The 20,750-nt window shown below is 63.9% G+C and carries 25 protein-coding genes; 13 read left to right on the forward strand and 12 right to left on the reverse strand.

Annotated elements, in window-relative coordinates:
- The first annotated feature begins 77 nt into the window (after positions 1-77).
- Positions 78-1,856, forward strand: a complete 1,779-nt coding sequence (locus tag IPK66_03845) for a hypothetical protein (protein ID MBK8174428.1) — start codon at positions 78-80, stop codon at positions 1,854-1,856.
- On the opposite strand, the gene IPK66_03850 is transcribed toward IPK66_03845, so the two are convergent.
- On the reverse strand, positions 1,853-2,200 hold the full coding sequence (locus tag IPK66_03850; GenBank protein MBK8174429.1) for a hypothetical protein: 348 nt from the start codon (positions 2,198-2,200) through the stop codon (positions 1,853-1,855). The genes IPK66_03845 and IPK66_03850 overlap by 4 nt on opposite strands.
- Positions 2,201-2,376: 176 nt before the next feature.
- Between IPK66_03850 and IPK66_03855 the strand changes: the two genes are divergently transcribed.
- Together IPK66_03855 and dksA are read left to right on the forward strand one after the other, a co-directional pair.
- Entirely contained in the window at positions 2,377-2,808 is a 432-nt protein-coding gene (locus IPK66_03855) for a flagellar assembly protein FliX (GenBank protein MBK8174430.1), read from the forward strand.
- A gap of 174 nt (positions 2,809-2,982) precedes the next feature.
- Positions 2,983-3,399, forward strand: a complete 417-nt coding sequence (dksA, locus tag IPK66_03860) for an RNA polymerase-binding protein DksA (GenBank protein ID MBK8174431.1) — start codon at positions 2,983-2,985, stop codon at positions 3,397-3,399.
- An 80-nt stretch (positions 3,400-3,479) separates the two neighbouring features.
- Here dksA and IPK66_03865 read toward each other — a convergent pair whose 3' ends face one another.
- From IPK66_03865 to flgF, 5 genes are all read right to left on the reverse strand, one after another.
- Entirely contained in the window at positions 3,480-4,181 is a 702-nt protein-coding gene (locus IPK66_03865) for a glutathione S-transferase N-terminal domain-containing protein (protein MBK8174432.1), read from the reverse strand.
- A gap of 166 nt (positions 4,182-4,347) precedes the next feature.
- A complete protein-coding gene (locus IPK66_03870) occupies positions 4,348-5,109 on the reverse strand; it encodes a flagellar basal body L-ring protein FlgH (protein ID MBK8174433.1) in 762 nt (253 codons plus the stop codon).
- A 29-nt stretch (positions 5,110-5,138) separates the two neighbouring features.
- Positions 5,139-5,915 (reverse strand): flagellar basal body P-ring formation protein FlgA, encoded by a 777-nt coding sequence (gene flgA / locus IPK66_03875; GenBank protein ID MBK8174434.1) that lies wholly within the window; start codon positions 5,913-5,915, stop codon positions 5,139-5,141.
- Positions 5,916-5,926: 11 nt separating this feature from the next.
- Positions 5,927-6,712, reverse strand: coding sequence for a flagellar basal-body rod protein FlgG (flgG, locus tag IPK66_03880; GenBank protein ID MBK8174435.1), 786 nt, complete (start codon positions 6,710-6,712; stop codon positions 5,927-5,929).
- 53 nt (positions 6,713-6,765) lie between these two features.
- The gene (gene flgF / locus IPK66_03885; GenBank protein ID MBK8174436.1) at positions 6,766-7,494 is read right to left on the reverse strand and encodes a flagellar basal-body rod protein FlgF; all 729 of its coding nucleotides are present in this window, start codon (positions 7,492-7,494) and stop codon (positions 6,766-6,768) included.
- Between the two features lie 257 nt (positions 7,495-7,751).
- On the opposite strand from flgF, the gene IPK66_03890 reads away from it, so the two are divergent.
- From IPK66_03890 to IPK66_03925, 8 genes are all read left to right on the forward strand, one after another.
- On the forward strand, positions 7,752-8,297 hold the full coding sequence (locus tag IPK66_03890) for a flagellar basal body-associated FliL family protein (protein MBK8174437.1): 546 nt from the start codon (positions 7,752-7,754) through the stop codon (positions 8,295-8,297).
- Positions 8,298-8,330: 33 nt separating this feature from the next.
- Positions 8,331-9,422: a flagellar motor switch protein FliM gene (gene fliM, locus IPK66_03895; protein ID MBK8174438.1), complete on the forward strand. Its 1,092-nt coding sequence runs from the start codon at positions 8,331-8,333 to the stop codon at positions 9,420-9,422.
- Positions 9,419-9,895 (forward strand): hypothetical protein, encoded by a 477-nt coding sequence (locus IPK66_03900; protein ID MBK8174439.1) that lies wholly within the window; start codon positions 9,419-9,421, stop codon positions 9,893-9,895. Before fliM ends, IPK66_03900 begins: the two co-directional genes overlap by 4 nt.
- A 359-nt stretch (positions 9,896-10,254) precedes the next feature.
- Positions 10,255-10,671, forward strand: a complete 417-nt coding sequence (locus IPK66_03905) for a hypothetical protein (GenBank protein ID MBK8174440.1) — start codon at positions 10,255-10,257, stop codon at positions 10,669-10,671.
- Between the two features lie 75 nt (positions 10,672-10,746).
- The gene (locus IPK66_03910; protein MBK8174441.1) at positions 10,747-11,133 is read left to right on the forward strand and encodes a response regulator; all 387 of its coding nucleotides are present in this window, start codon (positions 10,747-10,749) and stop codon (positions 11,131-11,133) included.
- Between the two features lie 52 nt (positions 11,134-11,185).
- A complete protein-coding gene (locus IPK66_03915) occupies positions 11,186-11,884 on the forward strand; it encodes a hypothetical protein (protein MBK8174442.1) in 699 nt (232 codons plus the stop codon).
- On the forward strand, positions 11,884-12,606 hold the full coding sequence (locus tag IPK66_03920; GenBank protein ID MBK8174443.1) for an OmpA family protein: 723 nt from the start codon (positions 11,884-11,886) through the stop codon (positions 12,604-12,606). The genes IPK66_03915 and IPK66_03920 overlap by 1 nt, the downstream gene beginning before the upstream one ends.
- The gene (locus IPK66_03925; GenBank protein MBK8174444.1) at positions 12,603-15,920 is read left to right on the forward strand and encodes a hypothetical protein; all 3,318 of its coding nucleotides are present in this window, start codon (positions 12,603-12,605) and stop codon (positions 15,918-15,920) included. Before IPK66_03920 ends, IPK66_03925 begins: the two co-directional genes overlap by 4 nt.
- 31 nt (positions 15,921-15,951) lie before the next feature.
- On the opposite strand, the gene fliP is transcribed toward IPK66_03925, so the two are convergent.
- From fliP to IPK66_03955, 6 genes are all read right to left on the reverse strand, one after another.
- Positions 15,952-16,743 carry a flagellar type III secretion system pore protein FliP gene (gene fliP / locus IPK66_03930; protein MBK8174445.1) on the reverse strand — a complete coding sequence of 264 codons (792 nt, stop codon included), beginning with the start codon at positions 16,741-16,743 and terminating at the stop codon, positions 15,952-15,954.
- Positions 16,740-17,105 carry a FliO/MopB family protein gene (locus IPK66_03935; GenBank protein ID MBK8174446.1) on the reverse strand — a complete coding sequence of 122 codons (366 nt, stop codon included), beginning with the start codon at positions 17,103-17,105 and terminating at the stop codon, positions 16,740-16,742. The genes fliP and IPK66_03935 overlap by 4 nt, the downstream gene beginning before the upstream one ends.
- A 15-nt stretch (positions 17,106-17,120) precedes the next feature.
- Positions 17,121-17,486 (reverse strand): hypothetical protein, encoded by a 366-nt coding sequence (locus IPK66_03940; GenBank protein MBK8174447.1) that lies wholly within the window; start codon positions 17,484-17,486, stop codon positions 17,121-17,123.
- Positions 17,483-17,803 carry an EscU/YscU/HrcU family type III secretion system export apparatus switch protein gene (locus IPK66_03945; protein MBK8174448.1) on the reverse strand — a complete coding sequence of 107 codons (321 nt, stop codon included), beginning with the start codon at positions 17,801-17,803 and terminating at the stop codon, positions 17,483-17,485. The genes IPK66_03940 and IPK66_03945 overlap by 4 nt, the downstream gene beginning before the upstream one ends.
- Positions 17,804-17,910: 107 nt before the next feature.
- Positions 17,911-18,675 (reverse strand): CHAP domain-containing protein, encoded by a 765-nt coding sequence (locus tag IPK66_03950; GenBank protein MBK8174449.1) that lies wholly within the window; start codon positions 18,673-18,675, stop codon positions 17,911-17,913.
- A 96-nt stretch (positions 18,676-18,771) separates the two neighbouring features.
- Positions 18,772-19,542 (reverse strand): RlmE family RNA methyltransferase, encoded by a 771-nt coding sequence (locus tag IPK66_03955; protein MBK8174450.1) that lies wholly within the window; start codon positions 19,540-19,542, stop codon positions 18,772-18,774.
- Positions 19,543-19,987: 445 nt separating this feature from the next.
- Between IPK66_03955 and IPK66_03960 the strand changes: the two genes are divergently transcribed.
- Complete coding sequence (locus IPK66_03960) at positions 19,988-20,362, forward strand: hypothetical protein (GenBank protein MBK8174451.1); 375 nt, start codon at positions 19,988-19,990, stop codon at positions 20,360-20,362.
- A 101-nt stretch (positions 20,363-20,463) separates the two neighbouring features.
- The gene (locus IPK66_03965; GenBank protein ID MBK8174452.1) at positions 20,464-20,715 is read left to right on the forward strand and encodes a hypothetical protein; all 252 of its coding nucleotides are present in this window, start codon (positions 20,464-20,466) and stop codon (positions 20,713-20,715) included.
- Positions 20,716-20,750: the final 35 nt, after the last annotated feature.

Consider the following 20,750-nt stretch of genomic DNA (forward strand, 5'->3'; position numbering starts at 1 on the left):
CCAGGGACTATACCTGGGGGATGTGATCAGCTAAATCTCTGACAGTGCATCGCAATCGACCACTCTCGTTCGGATCCATGGCAACCCCGACATCATCACCGCTCGACGGCGCCGGCCGCAGCCGGTGGTTTGCCGTGTTCTTCTGGTTCGTGGCGTTGGCGCCGATGCTTTGCTACTGGTGGTGGGACGGTCGTCCCATTGCGGTTGCCGAGCCGCCATCGGCGCAAGTGCCCTGCGTTTCGTTCGCGCCCTATCAAGACGATCAGTCGCCCTTCGACGAGGATCTCATGCTCTCGCCGGCGCAGATCGACCGGGACCTCGCGCGCCTGGAATCGCTTACCCGCTGCGTGCGCACCTATTCTGTCAATCACGGTCTGGAGGCCGTACCGGAGATCGCGCGGGCGCGCGGGATGACGGTGATGCTCGGCGCGTGGATCGGACGTAAGCGGGCAAAAAACGAGCGCGAACTCGCCACTGTCATCGATCTCGCCAATCGTTATCCGGAGACGGTCAGCGCTGTCGTTGTTGGCAACGAGGTGCTGCTGCGGCGGGAACAGCCGCCCGCAGCGCTGGCGGCCATGATCGAGCGGGTTCGCAAAGCAGTCCACGTTCCGGTGACCTATGCCGACGTCTGGGAATTCTGGAAGCGCTACCCGGACGTTGCAAGAGCCGTTGATTTCGTGACCATCCATACCCTGCCTTACTGGGAGGACGACCCCAAACCGATCGACGAAGCGGTTGCGCATGTCGTCGAAATCTGGCGGATGATGTCTGAGACATTTCCGGACAAGCGTGTGTTCATCGGCGAGGCCGGCTGGCCCTCGGCTGGACGGATGCGCGAGGGCGCTCGACCTGGGGTCGTCAACCAGGCCCGGTTCGTCCGCGAGTTGATGGCAGCGGCGGAGCGGGCCGGTATCGGCCTCAACTTGATCGAAAGCTTCGATCAACCGTGGAAACGCCGGCTCGAGGGCACGGTGGGCGGGCACTGGGGTCTGCTCGACGCTGAACGGGCGGCGAAGTTTCCGCTCTTCGGTCCTGTCTCCGACGATCCTTGCTGGACGACGAAAGCCGGGTTCACAACTGTTCTTTCGCTAATTCTATTGCTGCCGACCTTGATGACGCGCCGACTCTCCGCCTCCGGCTGGCTCGTGATTGCCTTAGGAGCCAGCGCTGCCGCGACCTTGCTGGTCGTCGGCGTTTACGACGGTCTCATTGCCGCCCGGACGGTCTACGACTGGCTGGTGCTGTGCCTTCGCGCGCTCTGCGCTGTCGCGTCCGCCGTGCTCGTGTTCGACGCTTGTGCCCGCTCCGGCTTCGGCGCCGATCGCGAGAACGTTGTCTGCCCGCTGTCGATGGAGGCGTGGATCGCGGCGTTGCGCCGAGGGCGGTTGCCGGATTCCGCCTGGCGGCCGGCGGCGCTGGGACTGGTGCGGGCGGTCTCGCTGTTCAGTGCCGCCGCTTCGACGCTCTGCCTCGTCTTCGATCCCCGCTACCGGGACTTTCCTTCGGCGCTCTACGCAATTCCGGCCATCGCCTTTTTGCTGCTCGCGATCGTTCGACGGCGTACTGCGCGTCACGGGGTGTCGGCGATTTCGCTTCCCACGCTGGCCGAAGAACGGCTGCTCGCCACGGTTCTCGCCGCGGGCGGCCTCGTCGTCGCGGTCCAGGAGGGCATCGACAACCATCAGGCGCTCGGCTGGACGGCGATGGCCCTTGTCTTCGCAGCGGCGGTGGTCGTGGATCGAATGCAGGTGCATGAGAAGATGGAGAACGGGAAAACGAGGCCTCGAAAGGAGGCGTCCGCCTGCGATTCGCCGCTCGAACCATCCCGCCTGCCGGTCGCCGACGAAAGTTAGCGTCGGAGCATGACCAGCGCTCCCATCAGCGCTCCTCCCGCTGCGGGTTCTGGCAGATAAAGGACTAGGCCGGCGGTGCCGGTGACTAAGGCCAGGCGAGCAGCCGTAACACAACCGCGCGCCATCGCCAGAAGGCCGACGGCGAGGGCGATAAAGCCGAGCGATCCCCCCTGTAGCAGGGCGATCATATCCGCACGCAGCGGACACCACCACGGCGGTGCGGCGCTTTGGCATACCCACGCGAACTCGGGCTCTTCGATGACCAACAGGCGCAACGCCGTGGCGAGCGCCGCCGCCAGCGCCACCAGAGCGATTGTTCGCATCCACGTCGGGGCTGTTCGCACCGCATTGTCCATTCCAAAGTGGTATCGACCAGCCTAACGGCAGCGTCGGTCGATGCCAATGTTGCCGGCGCGCCCTGGCGACCGCATCAATAATCCGGTTAACGCAATCCTCATCTCTCGGATGGCAGACTTGAGCGTGGAAGTCCGATGCCGATGCTACCGCGAGGCCTGCTCCGATGCGACCGCCGATCGTCGACCGTGCCCGTCCTCTTGCCGCCGCGCAGCGCAAGCCAGGAAGCCGTTCCGCGTCAGCCGCCGGCTTCTCGGCCTTGCTGGAAAGCGCCGCGCCGGAAGCGGCCGAGGAGCCTGCGGGCGTTGCTCCGCCCACGCCGCTTGCCGCGCTTCTCGGTGTCCAGGAAATTGCGATCGACGAAGGACAAAGTCGCCGGCAAGCGACCACGCGCTACGGTGCGGCCATTCTTGAACGGCTCGAGCAGTTGCGTGGCGATATTCTCGGCGGCGGCGTCGCGCCATCGCGCCTTGCCGATCTCGCGCGCACGATGCGCTCCGAACGCAGGCGCGCGCACGACCCGCATCTCGACGGTATCATCGATGAGATCGAATTACGGGCCGAGGTTGAAATCGCCAAGTTGACCCGATCGCCGTGATTTTCCGTCTTTCGGTGACCCTCTTCGCACGCTCCAGTCCGTCATGTACATTTTCTCAATATCTCAATGGGTTGTTGAGAAAGGGACACAAATTTAGCGCTTGCGGCGCCGATCCTCCGAAATTATATTGCGCGCCGTTCCGATAGGAGGATTAAACCTCCCTTGCAGACCGTGATGACCGTGAAACTTCCTGACGACTACCGGCCGTCCGACAACGAGCCGTTCATGAGTCCGGTCATGCTGGAATACTTCCGGCGCAAGCTTTTGCGTTGGCGGGCAGAGCTTGTCGAGGAAGCGACCGAGACTCTTCAGTCGCTCCAGGACGGCGGGTTTACCGAAGCCGACATTGCCGACCGCGCCTCGTCCGAAACGAATCGGGCGCTCGAATTGCGCACCCGGGATCGGGCGCGCAAGCTGATCGCCAAGATCGATGAGGCGCTAGCGCGCATCGATGCCGGCACCTACGGCTATTGCGAGGAGACGCACGAGCCGATCGGGATCTCGCGGTTGGAGGCCCGGCCGATCGCGACGCTCAGCGTCGAGGCGCAGGAGCGACACGAGCGGATGGAGCGAACGCACCGCGAGGAGTAGGGCGCCTCCGTCGGAAGCGCCTATGGACCCTCACGGCCGCTGCGACCTCTGCGGCGCGATCGGATGATGTCGCCGGGAGATCAGACGGTAGAAGCGGCTGCCCGTTGTCCAAAAAGAATTTTCTTTCCTTCTTCGGTGACCGTCGGACGGCTCGTCCACGGCTCGCCTTTTTCGTATGCTCGCACCGTCGCCGGGCGCGAGCGAACAGTATCGAACCAGCGGCGCAGATTGGCAAAATCGTCGAGATTCTGCTCCTGACGCTTCCACGGCACGATCCACGGATAGCAGGCCATGTCGGCGATGGTGTAGTCGTCGCCGGCAAGGAAGGCACGGCCGGCCAGCCGGCGGTCGAGCACCCCGTAGAGCCGGTTGGTCTCGTTGATGTAGCGGGTCATGGCGTAGGCGATCTTCTCGGGCGCGTACTGCACGAAGTGGTGATTCTGCCCCGCCATCGGACCGAGTCCGCCGACCTGCCAGAAGAGCCATTCGCAGACGGTCTTGCGGCCGCGCACGTCCTTCGGCAGGAACCCTTGCGTCTTCTCGGCGAGGTAAAGAAGTATGGCGCCGGATTCGAAGACGGCGATCGGCTCGCCGCCATCAGCGGGAGCCTGATCGACAATCGCCGGCATGCGATTGTTGGGGCTGATGGCGAGAAACTCCGGCTTGAATTGATCGCCGGCGCTGATATCGACCGGCGTTATCCGGTAGTCCAGCCCCGCCTCCTCGAGAAACATCGTGATCTTATGGCCGTTTGGCGTCGGCCAATAGTAAAGGTCAATCATCCCAGGATCTCCGTCCAGAGCGTGCGAGACGTGCCCGCCATGCGCCGCGCTCACCGTCCGCGCGGTGCATGGCGGGCAGAGCCCCAAGCTCTGCCCTAGATGGCGACGCAAGCCCGACTTTCCAAATCCCGCGCACGGGCCAAATCCCGCGCACGGGACGACGAGGCTAGAACGGAAGGAGGATGTCCATGATTTGCGTGCCCCAGCGCGGCTGCTGCAGGTCGCTCATCGTCCCGCGGCCGCCGTAGGCGACGCGCATTTCGGCGATCCGCTCGTGCGAGACCGAGTTGTCGGAATCGATGTCCTGCGGGCGAACGACGCCGGTGAGCATCAGCTCGCGCATCTCGTAGTTGACGCGCATTTCCTGGTGGCCACTGATTACCAGCGAGCCATTGGGCAGCACCTGCACGACCATCGCCGCGAAGGTCAACTCGATCTTTTCACTGCGGCCGATGTTGCCGTCGCCGTCTGTGTTGCTCTTAGTGGCGAACTTGAAGAGGTTGGCGTTGTCGACGGCGTTGGGCAGAAACTTTCCGAGCTTGGTCTCGTAGCCGAGGATCGAATCCACCCCCATCGCCTCGTTGTCGTCACGTTTGCGTTTGGTCACGTTCTGCATCTTGGCGCTGTCAGAGAGATTGAGGCGGACCGTGACGGTGTCACCCACCTCCTTGGCGCGGATGTCCTTGAAGAAGGCGCGGGCACCTGGGCGCCACAGCGAATTCGGATTATCGGTATACGGTTGCGCTGCGGGCATCGGCAGATTCACCGGCCGGTAGCCTGGTTGCGCCTGGGGGTTGCTGATCTGTGACATTCCCGGATATTCCCCCACCTCCGAAAGCCGGGTGAACATGCTGCAGCCGCTCGTTCCGCCGAGGACCACGGCGGTCATGGCGGCAACGATCAGCGCTTGATGGGTGTTGAGCTTCATCGGCTCTGCTCCTCACACTCCCGCTTCGCCTAGCGAAGCGCCGGCGGCGTGCCGTCGACGGCGACCTGACCATCGGCCAGGACGACGCCGGAAACGACAGTGCGACTCTGATCATTGCTGACGCGGATTGTCTCACCGATCGCGCCGTTTTCGAGCGCCCGGCCACGGGCGGTGAGCAACATGGTGGGGGTTCGCAGCACCAGCATGACCACGGAGCCCTTGGCGACGACGACCGGGCGGACCAGGTCGGCGCTGGTCACCGGCGTACCGGCACGCAGGCTGCGACGCGGTGCGAAACCGACCAGCTCTCGGGGTTCGTAAACGGCGTTCGCCGGAATCGCGTGCTCTTGCATGGCGACCCATTGCACGTCGCCTTGCCGGATTACCTCGCCGGCATCGACACGCCGGTTGAGAACGGGGATGTCGATGTTGGCGTGCATCCGGCCGATGGCGGTCATGCGTTGCGCGCGTCCGTCCGGCGTGCGTGCCGAAATGACTGCGGCGAAGCGGCCGTTCGACTGTGTGAAGGTCAGACGCTCGACGGAAACGACGGCATCGGCGGGCAGGGTGAGGCGCGCCGACTGGCCGGAGAACTCCAGGCTCGCCGAACGGGTATCGACATGCCGATCGGACAGGGCATCGAGAATGATCCGCTCGATCTCGGCGTCGTCCAACGTGATCGACGGCGCGGGGGCAGTGCCGATGTTGGCCGATGGTGTCGCCGACGACGTTGCCGATGACATCGCGAGGGCCGGCGTCGCCGGAATGAGCACGGACATGAATGCCGCGAAGATGATGTGGTGCATCGACAGTGCTCCTATCGGATGTTGCTGATCGTCGCGAGCATGTCGTCCGAGGTCTGAATGACCTTCGAATTCATCTCGTAGGCGCGCTGGGCGGAGATCAAGTTGGTGATTTCCTCGACGGCATTGACGTTCGAGGTCTCGAGGAAGCCCTGCAGGATACTGCCGAATCCGGCGGCCTGCGGCTGGCCGACCACCGGCGCCCCGGACCCGGCGGTTTCAAGGAACAGATTGCTGCCGATCGCTTCGAGGCCGGCATCGTTGGCGAAGGTGGCAATTTCGAGCTGACCCACGTTTTGCAGCGCCGTCTGGCCGTCGAGCTTGACGAGAACTTCGCCGCTGGCGTTGATCGTCACGTCAACGGCGTCCTGCGGAACGGTGATAGCCGGCTGCACGACGTAGCCGTCGTGGGTGACGATCTCGCCGTCTGCATTGAGCTGAAACGTGCCGTCGCGGGTGTAGGCGGTATCACCGCTCGGAAGCGCCACCTGGAAGAAACCCTTGCCCTGGATGGCGAGGTCGAACGGGTTGTCCGTCGCCTGAAGGTTTCCCGGCGCGTGAATGCGATAGACACCAGCGAGCTTGACGCCGAGGCCGATCTGCACGCCCGTCGGCACCACCTCGCCGTTCTCCGACGACGTCGAGCCGACCCGCCGCAGGTTCTGGTAGAGTAGATCCTGGAATTCCGTCCGCCGGCGCATGAAGCCGGTGGTGTTCATGTTGGCGAGGTTATTGGAGATCACCTCGACATTGCGTTGTTGGGCGAGCATTCCTGTCGCCCCGATGTTCAGCGATCTCATCGATCAAACCCCGATCTGCTGGTTGCCACTTAACGGTGTTCGCTCACGGCTTGTCATTCCGCATAAGTCCGCAACATGTTGCGGATCCGCTCATCTTCGCGATCGACGAGCGTTCGTGCCTGGTCGTAGGCGCGTTGCACCCCAATCATCCGGGTCATCTCCATAATCGGCTGGACATTGGAGTTTTCGAGCATGCCCTGCAGGACTAGCGGCTGAGCCACGTCCTTGGGGGTTTCGTCACTTGAATACAGCCCGGCCTCGACGGCCTGCATCTGATCGGGATCGTCGAAGTGCACGACCCGCAGCTGGCCGAGGCTGCCGTTCTCGCTTGAAATCGATCCGTCGCGGGCGATCCCGATTTTCGTATCGGTAACGCCGATCTGCACCGGCGTGCCGCCTCGTGCCAGGACCGGCATCCCGTGATCGGTCACCAACTGGCCATTGGCGTCGAGGCGAAGATGACCATTGCGGGTGTAGCGCTCGCCCAGGGGCGTTTGCACGGCGAGGAATCCGTCGCCGGAAATCGCCACGTCGAGATCGTTGCCAGTTTCCTCGAAGCCACCCTCGGAGTGATCGCGAACGCTGGCAACGTCGCTGACGAACGATACGGGATCGCCGGTACGATGGCCGTCCACCAATGGCTTGGCGAGGTACTCACGAAACATCATCCGCTCCGCCTTGAACGCCGTGGTGTTCATGTTGGCGATGTTGTTGGCGACGATGTCCATGTTCCGCTGGAGTGCGTCCTGACGGGACAGGGCGACCAGGATCGAGTTTTCCATAACTGCGACTTGCCTGCGTAATTGACCCCTCGAGCCTCCGCAAGCCGCATGCCAGGGGAATTATGTTTTTTTATCAATGTGTTGAGGTGAGGCGATCAACTCATCCAGCGGTCAGTCGGCAATTTGCGCCTCGGTCGCGCGGCAATTTCTGCCGGGCGGCACATGCGCGCAGAAAACCAGTTGTTAACCGGCGGCGGCTAGAGTTCGCCTTGACGGGATCACGTTGCGATCGCCGTTGGTCACCAGGGTCGGAAGAGATGGCGAATACCGCCGAAGCTGACAATACACCCGAAGACGGCGAAGACGCTGGCGGTGCGCCGAAGCGCGGCGGCAAGAAGCGACTATTCATCATCGTCGGTGCCGTCCTGCTGCTCGCGATCGGCGGCGGAGCCGGTGCCTTTTTTATGGGCGTCTTCGATTCCGCGCCGGCGGAGGGCGAACAACACGCCGATGGCACGGCGAACGGCGAACACGGTGCCGCGCCGCCACCTGCCCCGGAGCCGGTCTACTACGCCATACCGGAACTCGTCGTCAGCCTGAACACCGGCGAGCGGCGAACGACGTTTTTGAAGGTGGTCGTCAACCTGCAGCTTGAGAGCCCGGCTGACGAAGGGCGCATCGAGCAGGAGATGCCGCGGATTCTGGATTATTGCCAGGTCTATTTGCGTGAATTGCGCCCAGACGACCTGCGCGGCTCCGCCGGGAGCCTGCGCCTGCGCGAGGAGTTGCTGCGGCGAATTTCCACGGCTGTGGCCCCCGTTCCGGTCAGAGACGTGCTGTTCAAGGATCTTTTCGTGCAGTAGCGCGCGAACGATGCGGACTTAAGGACGAGACCGGTGGCCGAACCCGAAAACGACGCCAGCACCGATGACGATCTTGCCGCCGAGTGGGAGCGCTCGCTTGCCGCGACGGAAGGCAATGAAGACGCGCTCGAAGGTGCCGCGAGCGGACCGCAGGACACGACCCGCGTTCTAAATCAGAACGAGATCGACAGCCTGCTCGGCGTCGATGAATCGGAGGGCGGGAATCTCGACGGCTCGGGGATCCAGGCGATTCTCAACAGCGCGCTGGTTTCCTACGAACGACTGCCGATGCTCGAGGTCGTCTTCGACCGGCTGGTCCGCCTGATGTCGACGAGCATGCGCAATTTTACGTCCGATAACGTCGAAGTCTCGCTCGACAGCGTCGCCAGCGTGCGCTTCGGTGATTATCTCAACGGCGTGCCTCTGCCGGCAATGATGAGCGTTATCAAGGCGGAAGAATGGGATAACTATGGCCTGATCACTATCGATTCGGCGCTGATCTACTCGATCGTCGACGTCCTGCTCGGCGGTCGACGCGGCACCGCGGCGATGCGCATCGAAGGTCGTCCCTATACGACGATCGAACGCTCGCTCGTCGAGCGCATGGTGCATGTCGTGCTGTCCGATCTCAGCGCCGCGTTCGAACCGCTAAGCCCGGTGACGTTTCGCTTCGAGCGCCTGGAAACCAATCCCCGTTTCGCCACGATTTCGCGGCCATCGAATGCTGCGATCGTCGCGCGCCTGCGCATCGACATGGAGGATCGTGGCGGCAGAGTCGAACTGCTGCTGCCCTATGCCACGCTCGAGCCGGTCCGTGAACTTCTGCTGCAGATGTTCATGGGCGAGAAATTCGGCCGGGATTCGATCTGGGAAGCGCACCTGGCTCAGGAACTGTGGTTCACCCAGGTCGAATTGACCGCCGTCATGGCCGAATGCCAAACGACATTAGCGGACATCTTCAACCTGCGCGTTGGCAGCCGGATCATGTTTAGCGCAACGCCGGATAGCGCGGTGCGCCTGCACTGCTCCGGCGTGCCGATGTACACGGCGCGCATGGGACGTAGCGGCGGCCAGATCGCCGTACAGATTGAAAACTGCGTAGATCCATTGAGAAGGAACCGATGAGCATGCCCTGGACCATCGTTCTCGACGCGCTGGTGGCGGTGCTGCTGATCGCCACCATCGCCACGTCTGTCGTGCTCAACCGGCGGATCGCTAGTCTGCGCAACGACCGCGCGGAGTTGGAGAAGCTCACACAAGGCCTGCAGATGGCGACCGACCGAGCCGATGTCGGTGTCAGTGGCCTGAAGGTTTCGGCGCAGACGCTGCAAGCACGTTTGGAATCTGCCCGTGCCCTGGCCGACGACCTTCAGTTTCTGATCGAACGCGGCGGTAAGATCGCCGATCGCCTGGAAAACGACGTCCGCGCAGCAAAGCGGGTTGAGCCGCGTCCCTCGACTCAGTCCACACCGACGTTGGCCGCCGTCGCCGGCGTCGGGGTTGCGTCCGCGCGCGCACCGCAAAGTGCGGCGACTGCGGCTGAGCCGCGCTCCGCGGCGGAGCGTCATCTGCTCGCCGCATTGCGTGCCCGGGCCTGAGACTGACCATGGGACAGTTCGTAATTATGCGCCGGTTCCGGCTGGTCCCGGCGACACTGACGGTCGCAGCTTTGCTTCTGGTGGCCAAATTGTTCAGCGTTACCGCTGCGCTTGTCGGACTTTCTGCCTCGTCCTTGCCGATCGCCGAAGCTCAGGCGAGCAGCGGATCGCCCGAGAAACCTGCCGCTGCAGACAATCCCGCCGCGAAGTCGGCTCACGAGCCTGCCGGTGGCGGCGGGACCAGCGAGTCGGCTGGCAGGCATTCCGCGGAATCCTCGGTGAATGGAAGTGGACCTGGAGGCGATAAACCGGCCGATACAGCCGGTGCGCCGCCTGCACCAACGCCGAGCCCGCAGGAGATGGAGATCCTCCAGCAACTGGCGCACCGTCGCGATGACCTCGCCGCCCGCGCGGCCGAACTCGACCGCCGCGCTGATCTGCTGAATGCGGCAGAAGCTCGCCTTGATCAAAAAATAAAGGAAATGAAAGACATAGAAGCCTCTCTGAATCAGTTGTTGAAGAAGAGCGACGAGCAGCAGGAGGCACAACTGCGCTCGCTCGTCAAGATATACGAGAACATGAAGCCCGCGGACGCGGCGCGCATCCTCGAGCAATTGGATAAGGACACGCTGTTGCCGGTGGTTGAGCGGATGAACGAACGCAAGCTCGCACCGGTGATGGCGCAGATGAATCCGATGAAAGCGAAGGCAATTACCGAAGAGCTGGCAAAGCTCCGCCAACTGGTCAACGGCAGCCGCCCACCGGCGGCGGGTTGAGAAGGACGTCGCCACAATCGCGAACAAATACGGGCGACAGGGTTTCACGCGTGTAGAGAACCGATGGAGTATGACATGAGCGTTGATCGCAACATCCCTATCCTCATCGTCGACGACTATAAGACCATGCTGCGAATCATCCGTAATCTTCTCCGACAGCTCGACTTTCAGAATGTCGAGGAGGCCGGTGACGGCGCCAGCGCCTTGCAGATGATGGAGAGTCACGATTTTGGTCTGGTAATCTCCGATTGGAACATGGAGCCGATGACTGGACTGCAGTTGCTGCGCGAGGTCCGCAAGTCGGCCAAGCTCAAGAACGTGCCGTTCATCATGATCACCGCGGAAAGCAAGACCGAGAACGTCATGGCGGCGAAAGAAGCGGGTGTTTCCAATTACATCGTCAAGCCGTTCAACGCTGAGACGCTGAAGGCGAAAATCTCTTCGGTCCTCGGCCCGATCTGAGCCGTGATCCGGTTCCGTCTGGGCAATGCACGCGCGGCGGCGAGGTGGTGCAGTGGCGGTTGATGTGGATTACGGAGACGCGCGCTGCGAGGAGACGAACGGAGGGTTATGGCCGGTGTTTGCCGGCCTCTACCTCGTTGTCTTCGCATTCTTCATCCTGCTGGTCAGCTTGTCGGTGCTCGACCATACGAAATCGGCTGCGGTCGCCGACAGCCTGAAGGCGACTTTCGCGGACGACCGGGCGGTGGCGCGCTCGCCGCACGACGACGGCTTGCTCGATGCCGGCGCTTCGGCATTGACCGAACTGGGCGGCGCGCTGAAAAGCCTGCTACCGGTGGCGCGCGTCGAGCGCTCCCGCACCGGCGATGTGCTGCGGGTAAGCGTGCCGAGTACGGAGTTTTTTGCCGATGGCTATGCGTCCGTACGGCAGACGCAAACGGCGTTGCTCGATCGCATCGTTGCTGCCCTAGCCTCGCCGCCGAAGGGGGTGCGTTTGGAGGCGACGTTGACGCTCAGCGGCCTCGCGCCCGGCGCGGCCGGACCTGGTTTAAACGGAGGCTCACCGGGGCAGCGCCTTGGACGCGATCGCGCCGGAGCGTTCGCACGCGCGTTGATTTCCCAAGGAGCCCGGCCCGAAACGCTTGCGGTTGGCCTGGGCGATGGCGCTGATGGCACGGTCGAGTTGCAATTCCGCGCCGTTGTCGAGCGTGCTGCTGACGGCGGCGAGGGCGACGGCGTCGCGGAGGAGTGATGCACGCAGACGGCGATGAGGCGAACCCGGAGGCAGAAACGGCATCGCCGGCGTGGATGATCACCTTTGCCGATCTGATCTCGCTGATGCTGACGTTCATGGTGATGCTGTTTGCCTCCGCCGACGTTGATCCACAAAGTCCGGCGTGGCGGCAAACGGTTGAAACGCTTTCTGAAAGTCTCGACTGGATCAGGCGCGAACTACCGACGGCAACCGCCGGCTTTTCCGTCGACCGCGCCAAGCCGAAGCCGGCGCTCGATCTCGGTTATCTCGGCATGGTGCTGCAGACGACGTTGGCAGACGAGCCGTCGCTTGCCTCGGTGCGCATTGAAAACGAAGGGGACAGGCTCATCGTCGCCCTGCCCGAGGCGCTGCTGTTCGCGTCCGGCAGCGCCACGCTGACCTTTGAAGCGCGGCGCGTCCTTGCCGGGTTGACGCGGACGCTCAACGATATCAGCAATCAAATTTCCGTCGACGGTCGTACCGATCCTCTCCCACCGCGTAGTGATGGGCCATTTCCGTCCAACTGGGAGTTATCCCTCGCGCGCGCCGTCGCCGTGGCCGAGGCGCTCAAGCAGGGGGGGCTCGCTGGAACGATTCCCTGTTACGGGCTTGCCGACAGCCGCTCGGATGGGTTACGGGATCTGTCGGAGGATCGGCGACGGGCCCTTGCCCGTCGCGTCGACCTCGTCGTTTTTGCGAGCGTGAGGGATGATCGGTGAACCTGCGCGGACGCATGCGTCTGCCCCGCATGACTGCCATCGCCACCTCGGCTTGCATACTGCTGTCGGCGACGAGCTTGGCCCATGCCGATCCGGTACGACTCGACGTTTTACCCGGCGCTGATCGCGCCCGCCTGACGATGACCTGGCCGGTGCCGGTTGGCTTCAAGGCGGAAACGCAGGACCGGCAGCTGACCGTGCGCTTTGAGCGCCCGATCGAGGCGGATCTCTCCGCCGTTCGTGGTATAGGCACGTTTACCTCGGTGCCGACGGTTGGCGAAGACGGGCGTGCGCTTACCTTCTTATTGCGGCGCGGGGTTACGGTTCTGGCGGTGCCTGCGGATCAGGCCGTCATCCTTGAATTCGCCAAACTCGGTGGGGCTGCTAGCGAGGCCGACCCGCAGCCGCGTGCGGACGCATCGCCCGGTCCGCCGCCCGCGGTCCCGGTTCGCACCGGACAACACCGGGGATTTAGCCGCGTCGTCTTCGATTGGCCGGGGCCGGTCGGCTATACCGTCATCCGCACTCCGGACGGAGCCACGATCACCTTCGATGCACCGGCGACGATCAATGCGCGTGCATTCTTCCGACGCTATCTGACCTACATCCGCGGCGGCACCGCAGAGACCACCGAGAAGCAAACGACGGTCACCCTCGTCCTGCCGGAAGGGGCGACGTTGCGTGACTTCCGCGAAAAGCGCAAGGTGGTCGTCGACGTCCTTGCGCCCTCACCCACCGCGCAAAAGGCGCCCGTCGAAGCGGCACAGGAGGTCCCGCGCTCCGCGCCCTTACCATCGGTGTCGACAATCCCAACGCCGGTTATTCAAACACCGGTTATTCAAACACCGGTCCTCACGCGCCCACCGCAGACGTCCTTGACGCCTATTCCCTCGGCGCTGTCGCCTGAATCGCCGCCACTGCCACCGCCGACGGCGCCTGCGCAATCCGTTCCGGCGGCGATTCGGCCGCCCGAGGCTGGGCCGGTTGCGCTTCGTTTTGAGTGGGAGCAGACGGTCGCCGCCGCAGTATTCCGCCGGGGCACGTCGCTGTGGTGCATCTTCGATCAGCCATCGAGCCAGAACGTCGCGCTTCTGCGCGCGCGGGCCGGGTCCGCGGCGAGCGCGGTCGAACAGCAGCCGAACGATCGGGCGACGGTTCTGCGCATAATCCCCGCTCCGGGCATCGACGCGCGGATCGAGCGCGACGGTCGCGCTTGGGTCCTGCGTCTCGGCACGCAAGGAGCTGGCGACAGCGCACCGATTATTCCCGCACCCGACCTTGGCCCGCCGCTCGGCCCGCGTCTGATGCTCCCGGTAGCGGGCGCGGGAACGCCGATCGCTCTGGCCGATCCACAGACATCTGACCGCCTCGTCGTCGTTCCGGTAACACCACCCGGCGCCCGGCTCGAACGCGCCTACGCCTATCCGCAATTTCGTTTGTTGCCGACCCTGCAGGGTGTCGTCGTCGCCCCGTTAATCGACACGCTGCGCGTTCGCGCGCTACGCGAAGGAGTGGAAGTACGCAGCGTCGATGGGCTGGCCATCTCCCCGGTCTCCGAGGCGGCGCAGGCAGCGAGCCGCCTCGCACCCGTGGTTCCACCGCGGCGCCAGCTTAGCGCAGGAGACTGGCTGGGCGGCGTCGGAGACAGTTTCGTCGAGCGGCGCAGGACGCTGGAGCACGCCGTGGTCGACTCCACCGGCAGCGAGCGCGAGCGCAGCCGGCTTAAATTGGTGCAGTTTCTGCTTGGCCGGCGTTTTGCCGCCGAGGCGTTGGGCGAACTTGCGCTCGCCGCCGAAGAGCGGCCGACGATCGTTGCCGATCCGGATTTTTTGTTGCTGCGCGGAGCGGCGCGACTGATGGCAGGTCGAACGGGCGAAGCCCGCGGCGATCTCGCCCGCGCTCGCGCTGCGAATAACGACGAGACGGCATTGTGGTCCATCGCCGCGCGTCCGGACGGCGAAGATCCAGGAGATCTCTCCAATTTGCCGCAGTGGACTGAGATTGCCCGCAGCTATCCGCAGCCGTTGCGACCGCCGTTGCTGCTGGCGTTGGCCGATGCGGCGATCGCCGCCGGCAAGGACCCGGAAGCGAAAAGCCTGCTCGAAATCGCCAAGAACGAGACCAGTTCGCCCGAGGATCGTTCACGGTTGGCGTTGCTTGACGGACTGCGACTAGAAAAGGCTGGTAACGTCAAGGACGCGCTGGCGAGGTTCGAAGAAGCGGCGGTGGTCGATCCCCGGCGTGGCCGGGTCACCGCGGAACTCGCTCGTCTCGACCTGCTCCGCAAGGACGGTACGCTGCCCCCGCAACAGGAGGTGCAAGCCCTCGATCAGTTGCGGTTCACTTGGCGCGGCGACGAGCTCGAGTTTCGGGTGCTGGACCGCTTGGGCCGTGCGCAGCTCGCGGCGGGCGATTACCGCGACGGGTTGCAGACGCTGAAGCGCGCCGTCAGCAATTTTCCAAAGGCGCCCGGCGCCGCGGACGTCACCCAGGAGATGAGCCGGACGTTTGAGACGCTGTATCTCGGCGGCGGCGCGGATGCGATGCCGCCAATCACGGCGCTCGGTCTCTACGACGAGTTCAAGGAGCTGACGCCGCCGGGCGATAAGGGGAACGAGATCGTTCGCCGCCTTGCCGAGCGTCTCGTGGCCGTGGATCTCCTCGACCGGGCGGCAACGATGATCGAATCCCTGCTGACGCCATCAGCAACGCCGCTGGCCAAGGCAACGGACGGTGCCCGACTGGCCGAGATCAAGCTGCTCGACGGCGATTCAAACGCTGCCCTCGATGCGCTACGGCGCACGGCGACGATCGGGCTTCCCGGTGCGCTTGAGGATCGGCGGCGACGTGCCCAGGCTCAGGCACTGGCGGGTCTTGGAAAGACCGACGAAGCGCTGTCGCTCATCGCATCCGACGACGGGCGTGAAGCGGACCTGCTGCGGGCCAAGCTCTATCGCAATAGGGGAGACTGGCCCCGAGCCGCGGAGTCCATCCGCCGCGTCGTCGATGCGGCGCGCTCCGATCCCGGCAAGCCGCTCGACGACCGGCAGGCACGGGACGTGCTCGATCTCGCCGTCGCCTTGACCCTTGCCGGAAATGATCCGCAGCTCACGAAACTGAACGGTGACTACCGATCCGCAATGTCGGCAACGCCGCTACGAGACGCCTTCCGACTGCTCGCCGGTACGGTGCCACCCCCCGATGCCGACGCGAAGGCTCTCGCCGCGCTGGTGGAAAACGCGATGGCCTTCCGCCGTTCGCTGACGCCGCCGGTCGGCAGCCCGGCACCGGGAGCGCCGCCTTCGAGCCGGTAAGCCCGCGGCGCAGCGTTTCGGCTGGCCGGCGTCAAGTCCCGAAGCTGCGGACGAGGCTGCCGACAACCAGATACCATCCGTCGACGAGCACGAAGAAGATGATCTTGAACGGTAGCGCCACGACGACCGGCGGCAGCATCATCATGCCCATCGACATCAACACTGAGGCGATGACCATATCGATGATCAGAAACGGGATAAATACGAGGAACCCGATCTCAAACGCGCGGCGGAGTTCACTCAGCATGAACGCCGGGATCATCACGCGCAGCGGGACTTCGGCGAGCGCTGGCTTTGGCTCCGGTAAATGCGCCATATCCGCGAACAACGCGACATCCTTGTCGCGCACGTGCGCCGCCATGAATGTCCGTACCGGGGCGGCGGCGCGCTCGAATGCTTCTCCCTCGTCGATTTGTCCGTCCATTAACGGGCGGATGCCGGCGTCGTATGACTGCTCCATCGTCGGGGCCATGATGAAGAAGGTAAGGAACAGGGCGAGGCTGATCAGCACTTGGTTGGGCGGCGTCTGCTGCACGCCCATCGCTGTTCGCAGGAACGACAGCACGACGATAATACGGGTAAACGCGGTGACCATGACCAGAATCGCCGGCGCGAGGCTGATCACCGTCAACAGCGCGAGGAACTGGATGATCCGGGAGGTGATCCCGGCGCCGGCGCTGTCGTTGCCGAGGTCGAGTGAAAGACTCTGTGCCGACGCCGTCCCGGCGACCAGCAGTCCGACCAGCAGGAAGGACAGCGCCAGGACGAAATGGCATGATGGGCGGCGCCAACAGGCTGTGAGGCACGATCGGACGGGGCTCACGACAGCGCCCCACGTGACCCAGAAGCCGGGTCTCCCAGGCTCATCGCGGCTGAACTCGACGTCTGCGCGCCGCGCAGGGCGGCGCTGAACGAGCCGCCGTCATCGGTGATCGCTCGTTCGATCATAAGATCCCCGGCGGGTCCGACGAGGACGAGGTGCTCGATCCCGTCGCGGCGCAGCAGCACCAGTCGCCGCTTTGCGTCGAGTGGCAGGCTCTCGATCACCGACAGGCGGCGCTGACGCCCGGCGATGCGACCGCCTTGCGGCAGCCCGAGACGGCGAGCCGCGTACGCGGCGGCGCCAATCAGTCCCAACACGAAGACCAGCGCCAGAACGAACTGCAGATAGCTCGATGCGTCCATTGCCTTCTCCGCGATTCAGGACCGATCGCCCGGTGGAGAGGCGGGGGGCTCCGGTGATGGGTCGAGTGATGGCTCTGACCTTGGCTGTGGGGAAACCTCGGTCGTGGCATCGGCGTCATTGCCGGACTTGCGCGTCGCCAGCTCGAGGCCGAGAGACGACAGATCGCGCTGCAGATCGACAAGGCGGGGCAGCCAGTCGGCGGCCTCACCTTTCGACAGGGTCTTGATTGTCGCACACAGGTCGCGGACGGCGGGCCGCACCGGGGCGAGGTCGACGTCGATATTCTTGTCGACCAGGTCGCGAGCCAGCGCGATGAGACCGGCGGCCCACTTATAGGCCTTGATTACGCGTTCGGAGGAGCTTTCCGCCGGCTCGATCATCGCGACCTCTCCGCGTTATCCGGCGCCGGCGTCGCCGTTCCATTGAGCCGGTAAAGATAAGCGAGAATTTCCGCCACCGCGGCAAAGGCCTCGAGCGGGATCGCCTCTCCGAGATCGACGCAGCTCAGCACCTCCACGAGGTCCGCGTCCTGCCGGATCGGTACATCGTTCGCCTTGGCAACGGCGACGATCCGATCGGCAAGTTCGCCGCGGCCGGTGGCGACCACCGTCGGCGCTCCCGGGTGCGGCCATTCATAATCGAGCGCGACCGCGGCCGGCTCGTGTGGGCTCAGTGCCGACTTGCGGCGACGCGACATGGGGGGCTGGTCTGCCAAGGCGACGGCCTACTCCGTTCGGGCCAACTTATCGCCTGCGATTGTCGTCCATCAGCCTTAAGGAAGGGTTACGCAACGCCCGGTGAACGTCAGCGGACGCGACCAAAGCCAAGCACCCGATCCATACGCGACAATTCATAAGTGAACTGACTGACCGAGGCGGGAAAACGGCCCTTATTTGCTTCAACGGTCGTAAGGCAGCCGTTGGCAACATTGTGGACGAGGCCGATGTGTCCTTGCCAACCGCTGGGGTTGTCGCGCCACCAGACAACGATATCGCCGGGCTGAGGGATGAGATTGGCGGATTGGAAAGCCCAGTTTTTCGAGACAAATTGGTGAAAAATATCGCGGGCGCCGAGACTATAGCGGAAGGGGATGCCACCGGGCGCATGCAGGTAGCACCAGGAGACGAACCCGGCGCACCAGTTGGCGGGCGGAGCGACAATTCCATTCAGGTACTTTTCGACCCAGGGGCCGGCATTGTTGACGCCGACCTCGCACGCACCCGCCGCCATCTCACCAAGTGCTGCCGCCAGCGCCGCCCGCCCGGCTTCGCTTCCGCCGTTGGGCAGCCCGCCGTGGCTATCAACGCGGAACAGGCCATTATTGGGAGCCGCGGGTGAAGTTGGATCCAGATTGGCCAGTGCCTGAGCGGTCAACGGTCCGACGATGCCGTCGACCACCAAGGGACGGCCTTCGGGGTCGCGATGGCTCTGTTGAAACGCCCTGACCGCGTCCATGACCGAGTCGGAAAAGGTGTCGGTGACGGCGGCAAGGAAGCCGCCTAGCACCAGACGCTGCGCTATGGCCGCGACGTCGTCTCCCCGGCTGCCCAACTGCAGAACGCGCTGCATGGTCCGGCCCTCTCATACCTTCGGCGATGGCCTATCCATCGGCCGGCTGAGAACCCAACCGTATCAGGACAAAACACATAAAACAAGATTATTATCCTATAAATCTTCCGCGATAAAGGTTTCATCGCTTGGTGCGCCACGGAATCCCATGGCAACGACATAGACTTCTGCCGATTCCGGGCGGGACGCGGGGGGCTTGGCATGGCGGACGCTGCGAAAGCGGCGCTTCATCTCGGCCAGCAGATGGGCTTCCGTGCCTCCCTGCCAGACTTTGGCGACGAACATGCCCGCAGGCGCCAGCACGGCATACGCAAAGGACACAGCCTCCTCGACAAGACCTACGATCCGCAGATGATCAGCGCCGGCATGGCCGCTCGCCGGCGGCGCAAGGTCACTGAGCACGACGTCCGCCTGTCCGCCGAGCGCCGCCATGAGCCTTTTCGGGGACTCGGGGTCGAGAATGTCGGCGCGGATCAGCACGGCGCCAAAGATCGGCGCCATGTCAAGGACATCAATGCCAACGACGGTGCCGCCACCAGGCTTGCCCGCGCGCACCCGCTCGGCTGAAATCTGCGTCCAGCCGCCGGGGGCGGCGCCGAGGTCGACGACGCGGGCGCCTGGCCGAAGCAAGGCAAATCGGTCATCAAGCTCCATCAGCTTGAAGGCGGCGCGTGAGCGCAAGCCGCGCCGCTTGGCTTCCGCGACATAAGGATCGTTCAGCTGCCGCTCCAACCAGCGACGGGACGAGAGCGTTCGCTTCTTGCCACTCTTCAGGTGACCGCCCGTCGGGCGTCCCGCCGTCATGTCTGATACTTCCCGTGTCTGTTCATACTCACTCCACTGCGCCATGCCCGCTCGGGCAGTCATCTGACCGATGAACGTTCGGTTCCCGTCCAAAGGATTCATCGTTCGTCGATCGCTGGATTCGCCGACCGCGCAGCTGCCCACGAAGCGGTTCTGTTGCGGTCGTGATCAGACCCGTGAGCGCCGGCGTCCAAAAGGGATGGTGCCAACCCGCGGCCGCAATCACAAGGGCGCCGTCTGCCCGGCGTTTTCGGTGACACCCGTGCCGCCATCCATCTCGCACGCTCGTTGCACGGCGTTGTCAATGCTGATTGACGGACGAATTTAAACACTATAATGTCTATTATAATAATTAATTAAAAAGGGTTTTGTGGCGTGCAGGTCGGTGGGATGAATCGCGACGTTTTTGCGCCTTTTCAGTGCGCAGCACGGAGAAGGAGATTCCCCGTCGCCATGCTCGCCATCGACCCGACGCTGTGCCGAACTTCGAAGCGAGAGGGAGAGGCAGATGAGAGCATTGCAACGACGGCATGTTGTCGGTGTCGTACCGACGGCACTCGAAGATGCCCTGACGGATACGTCGACACAGGCCACCGCAGGTCAAGCCGGCAGACAGACGGCGATCGCGCAGCGGGGCGTTCGGAGCGCCGAGACGCGTGCACATTTTGGAGGCGTTCGCGAACGGTTTCGCCACGTTGATGGCGATGGGCCGAGGATCGGCGTCGCGCCGTTCGCTCCGCCTTCTGATGAACAGACGGCGAATTCGGTCGAGGACGATAGGCTTCTCGACGCTGGTGACGGCCGTCTCGCATGGGTGGGACGGCTCGTCTGTCTGCTTACGTCTCTTGCCACGGTGGCGATGATCGTTCTCGCCATAATCTGATGGGCGGCTCCGCAGCGGGCTTGGGCCAGTAGCGGAGCTCATTCAGCCTGAAATCCCCAACTGCTCCTTTGAGGAGCGCAGGGACGTCACGGAGGGTAACGATGATAGCAAGGGCTAACGGCAAACCGTCGCGGCCAGCCGACGCCTACGTCATCGAGGTCGAGGGGATCGCTGTCGGCGTGGTTATCCAGCATGGTCAGAGCTACCGGTTTTATGCCGCCGACCACGCGATGCGTGAACTCCACCACAAGCAGTTTCCCTCTGCCCGCGCGGCGCAGCGTGCGGCGGAACGGACGATCGCGAGTGCTCGCGCGGTCGATACGGTCTTAAGCCGCAAGCGGTCGTCGGCGTGATGCTGACTGCCGATCGGACCCGGTCTGATTCACGA

It is taken from the genome of Rhodospirillales bacterium, assembly GCA_016712595.1.
Lineage (GTDB): Bacteria > Pseudomonadota > Alphaproteobacteria > Rhodospirillales > Defluviicoccaceae > Defluviicoccus.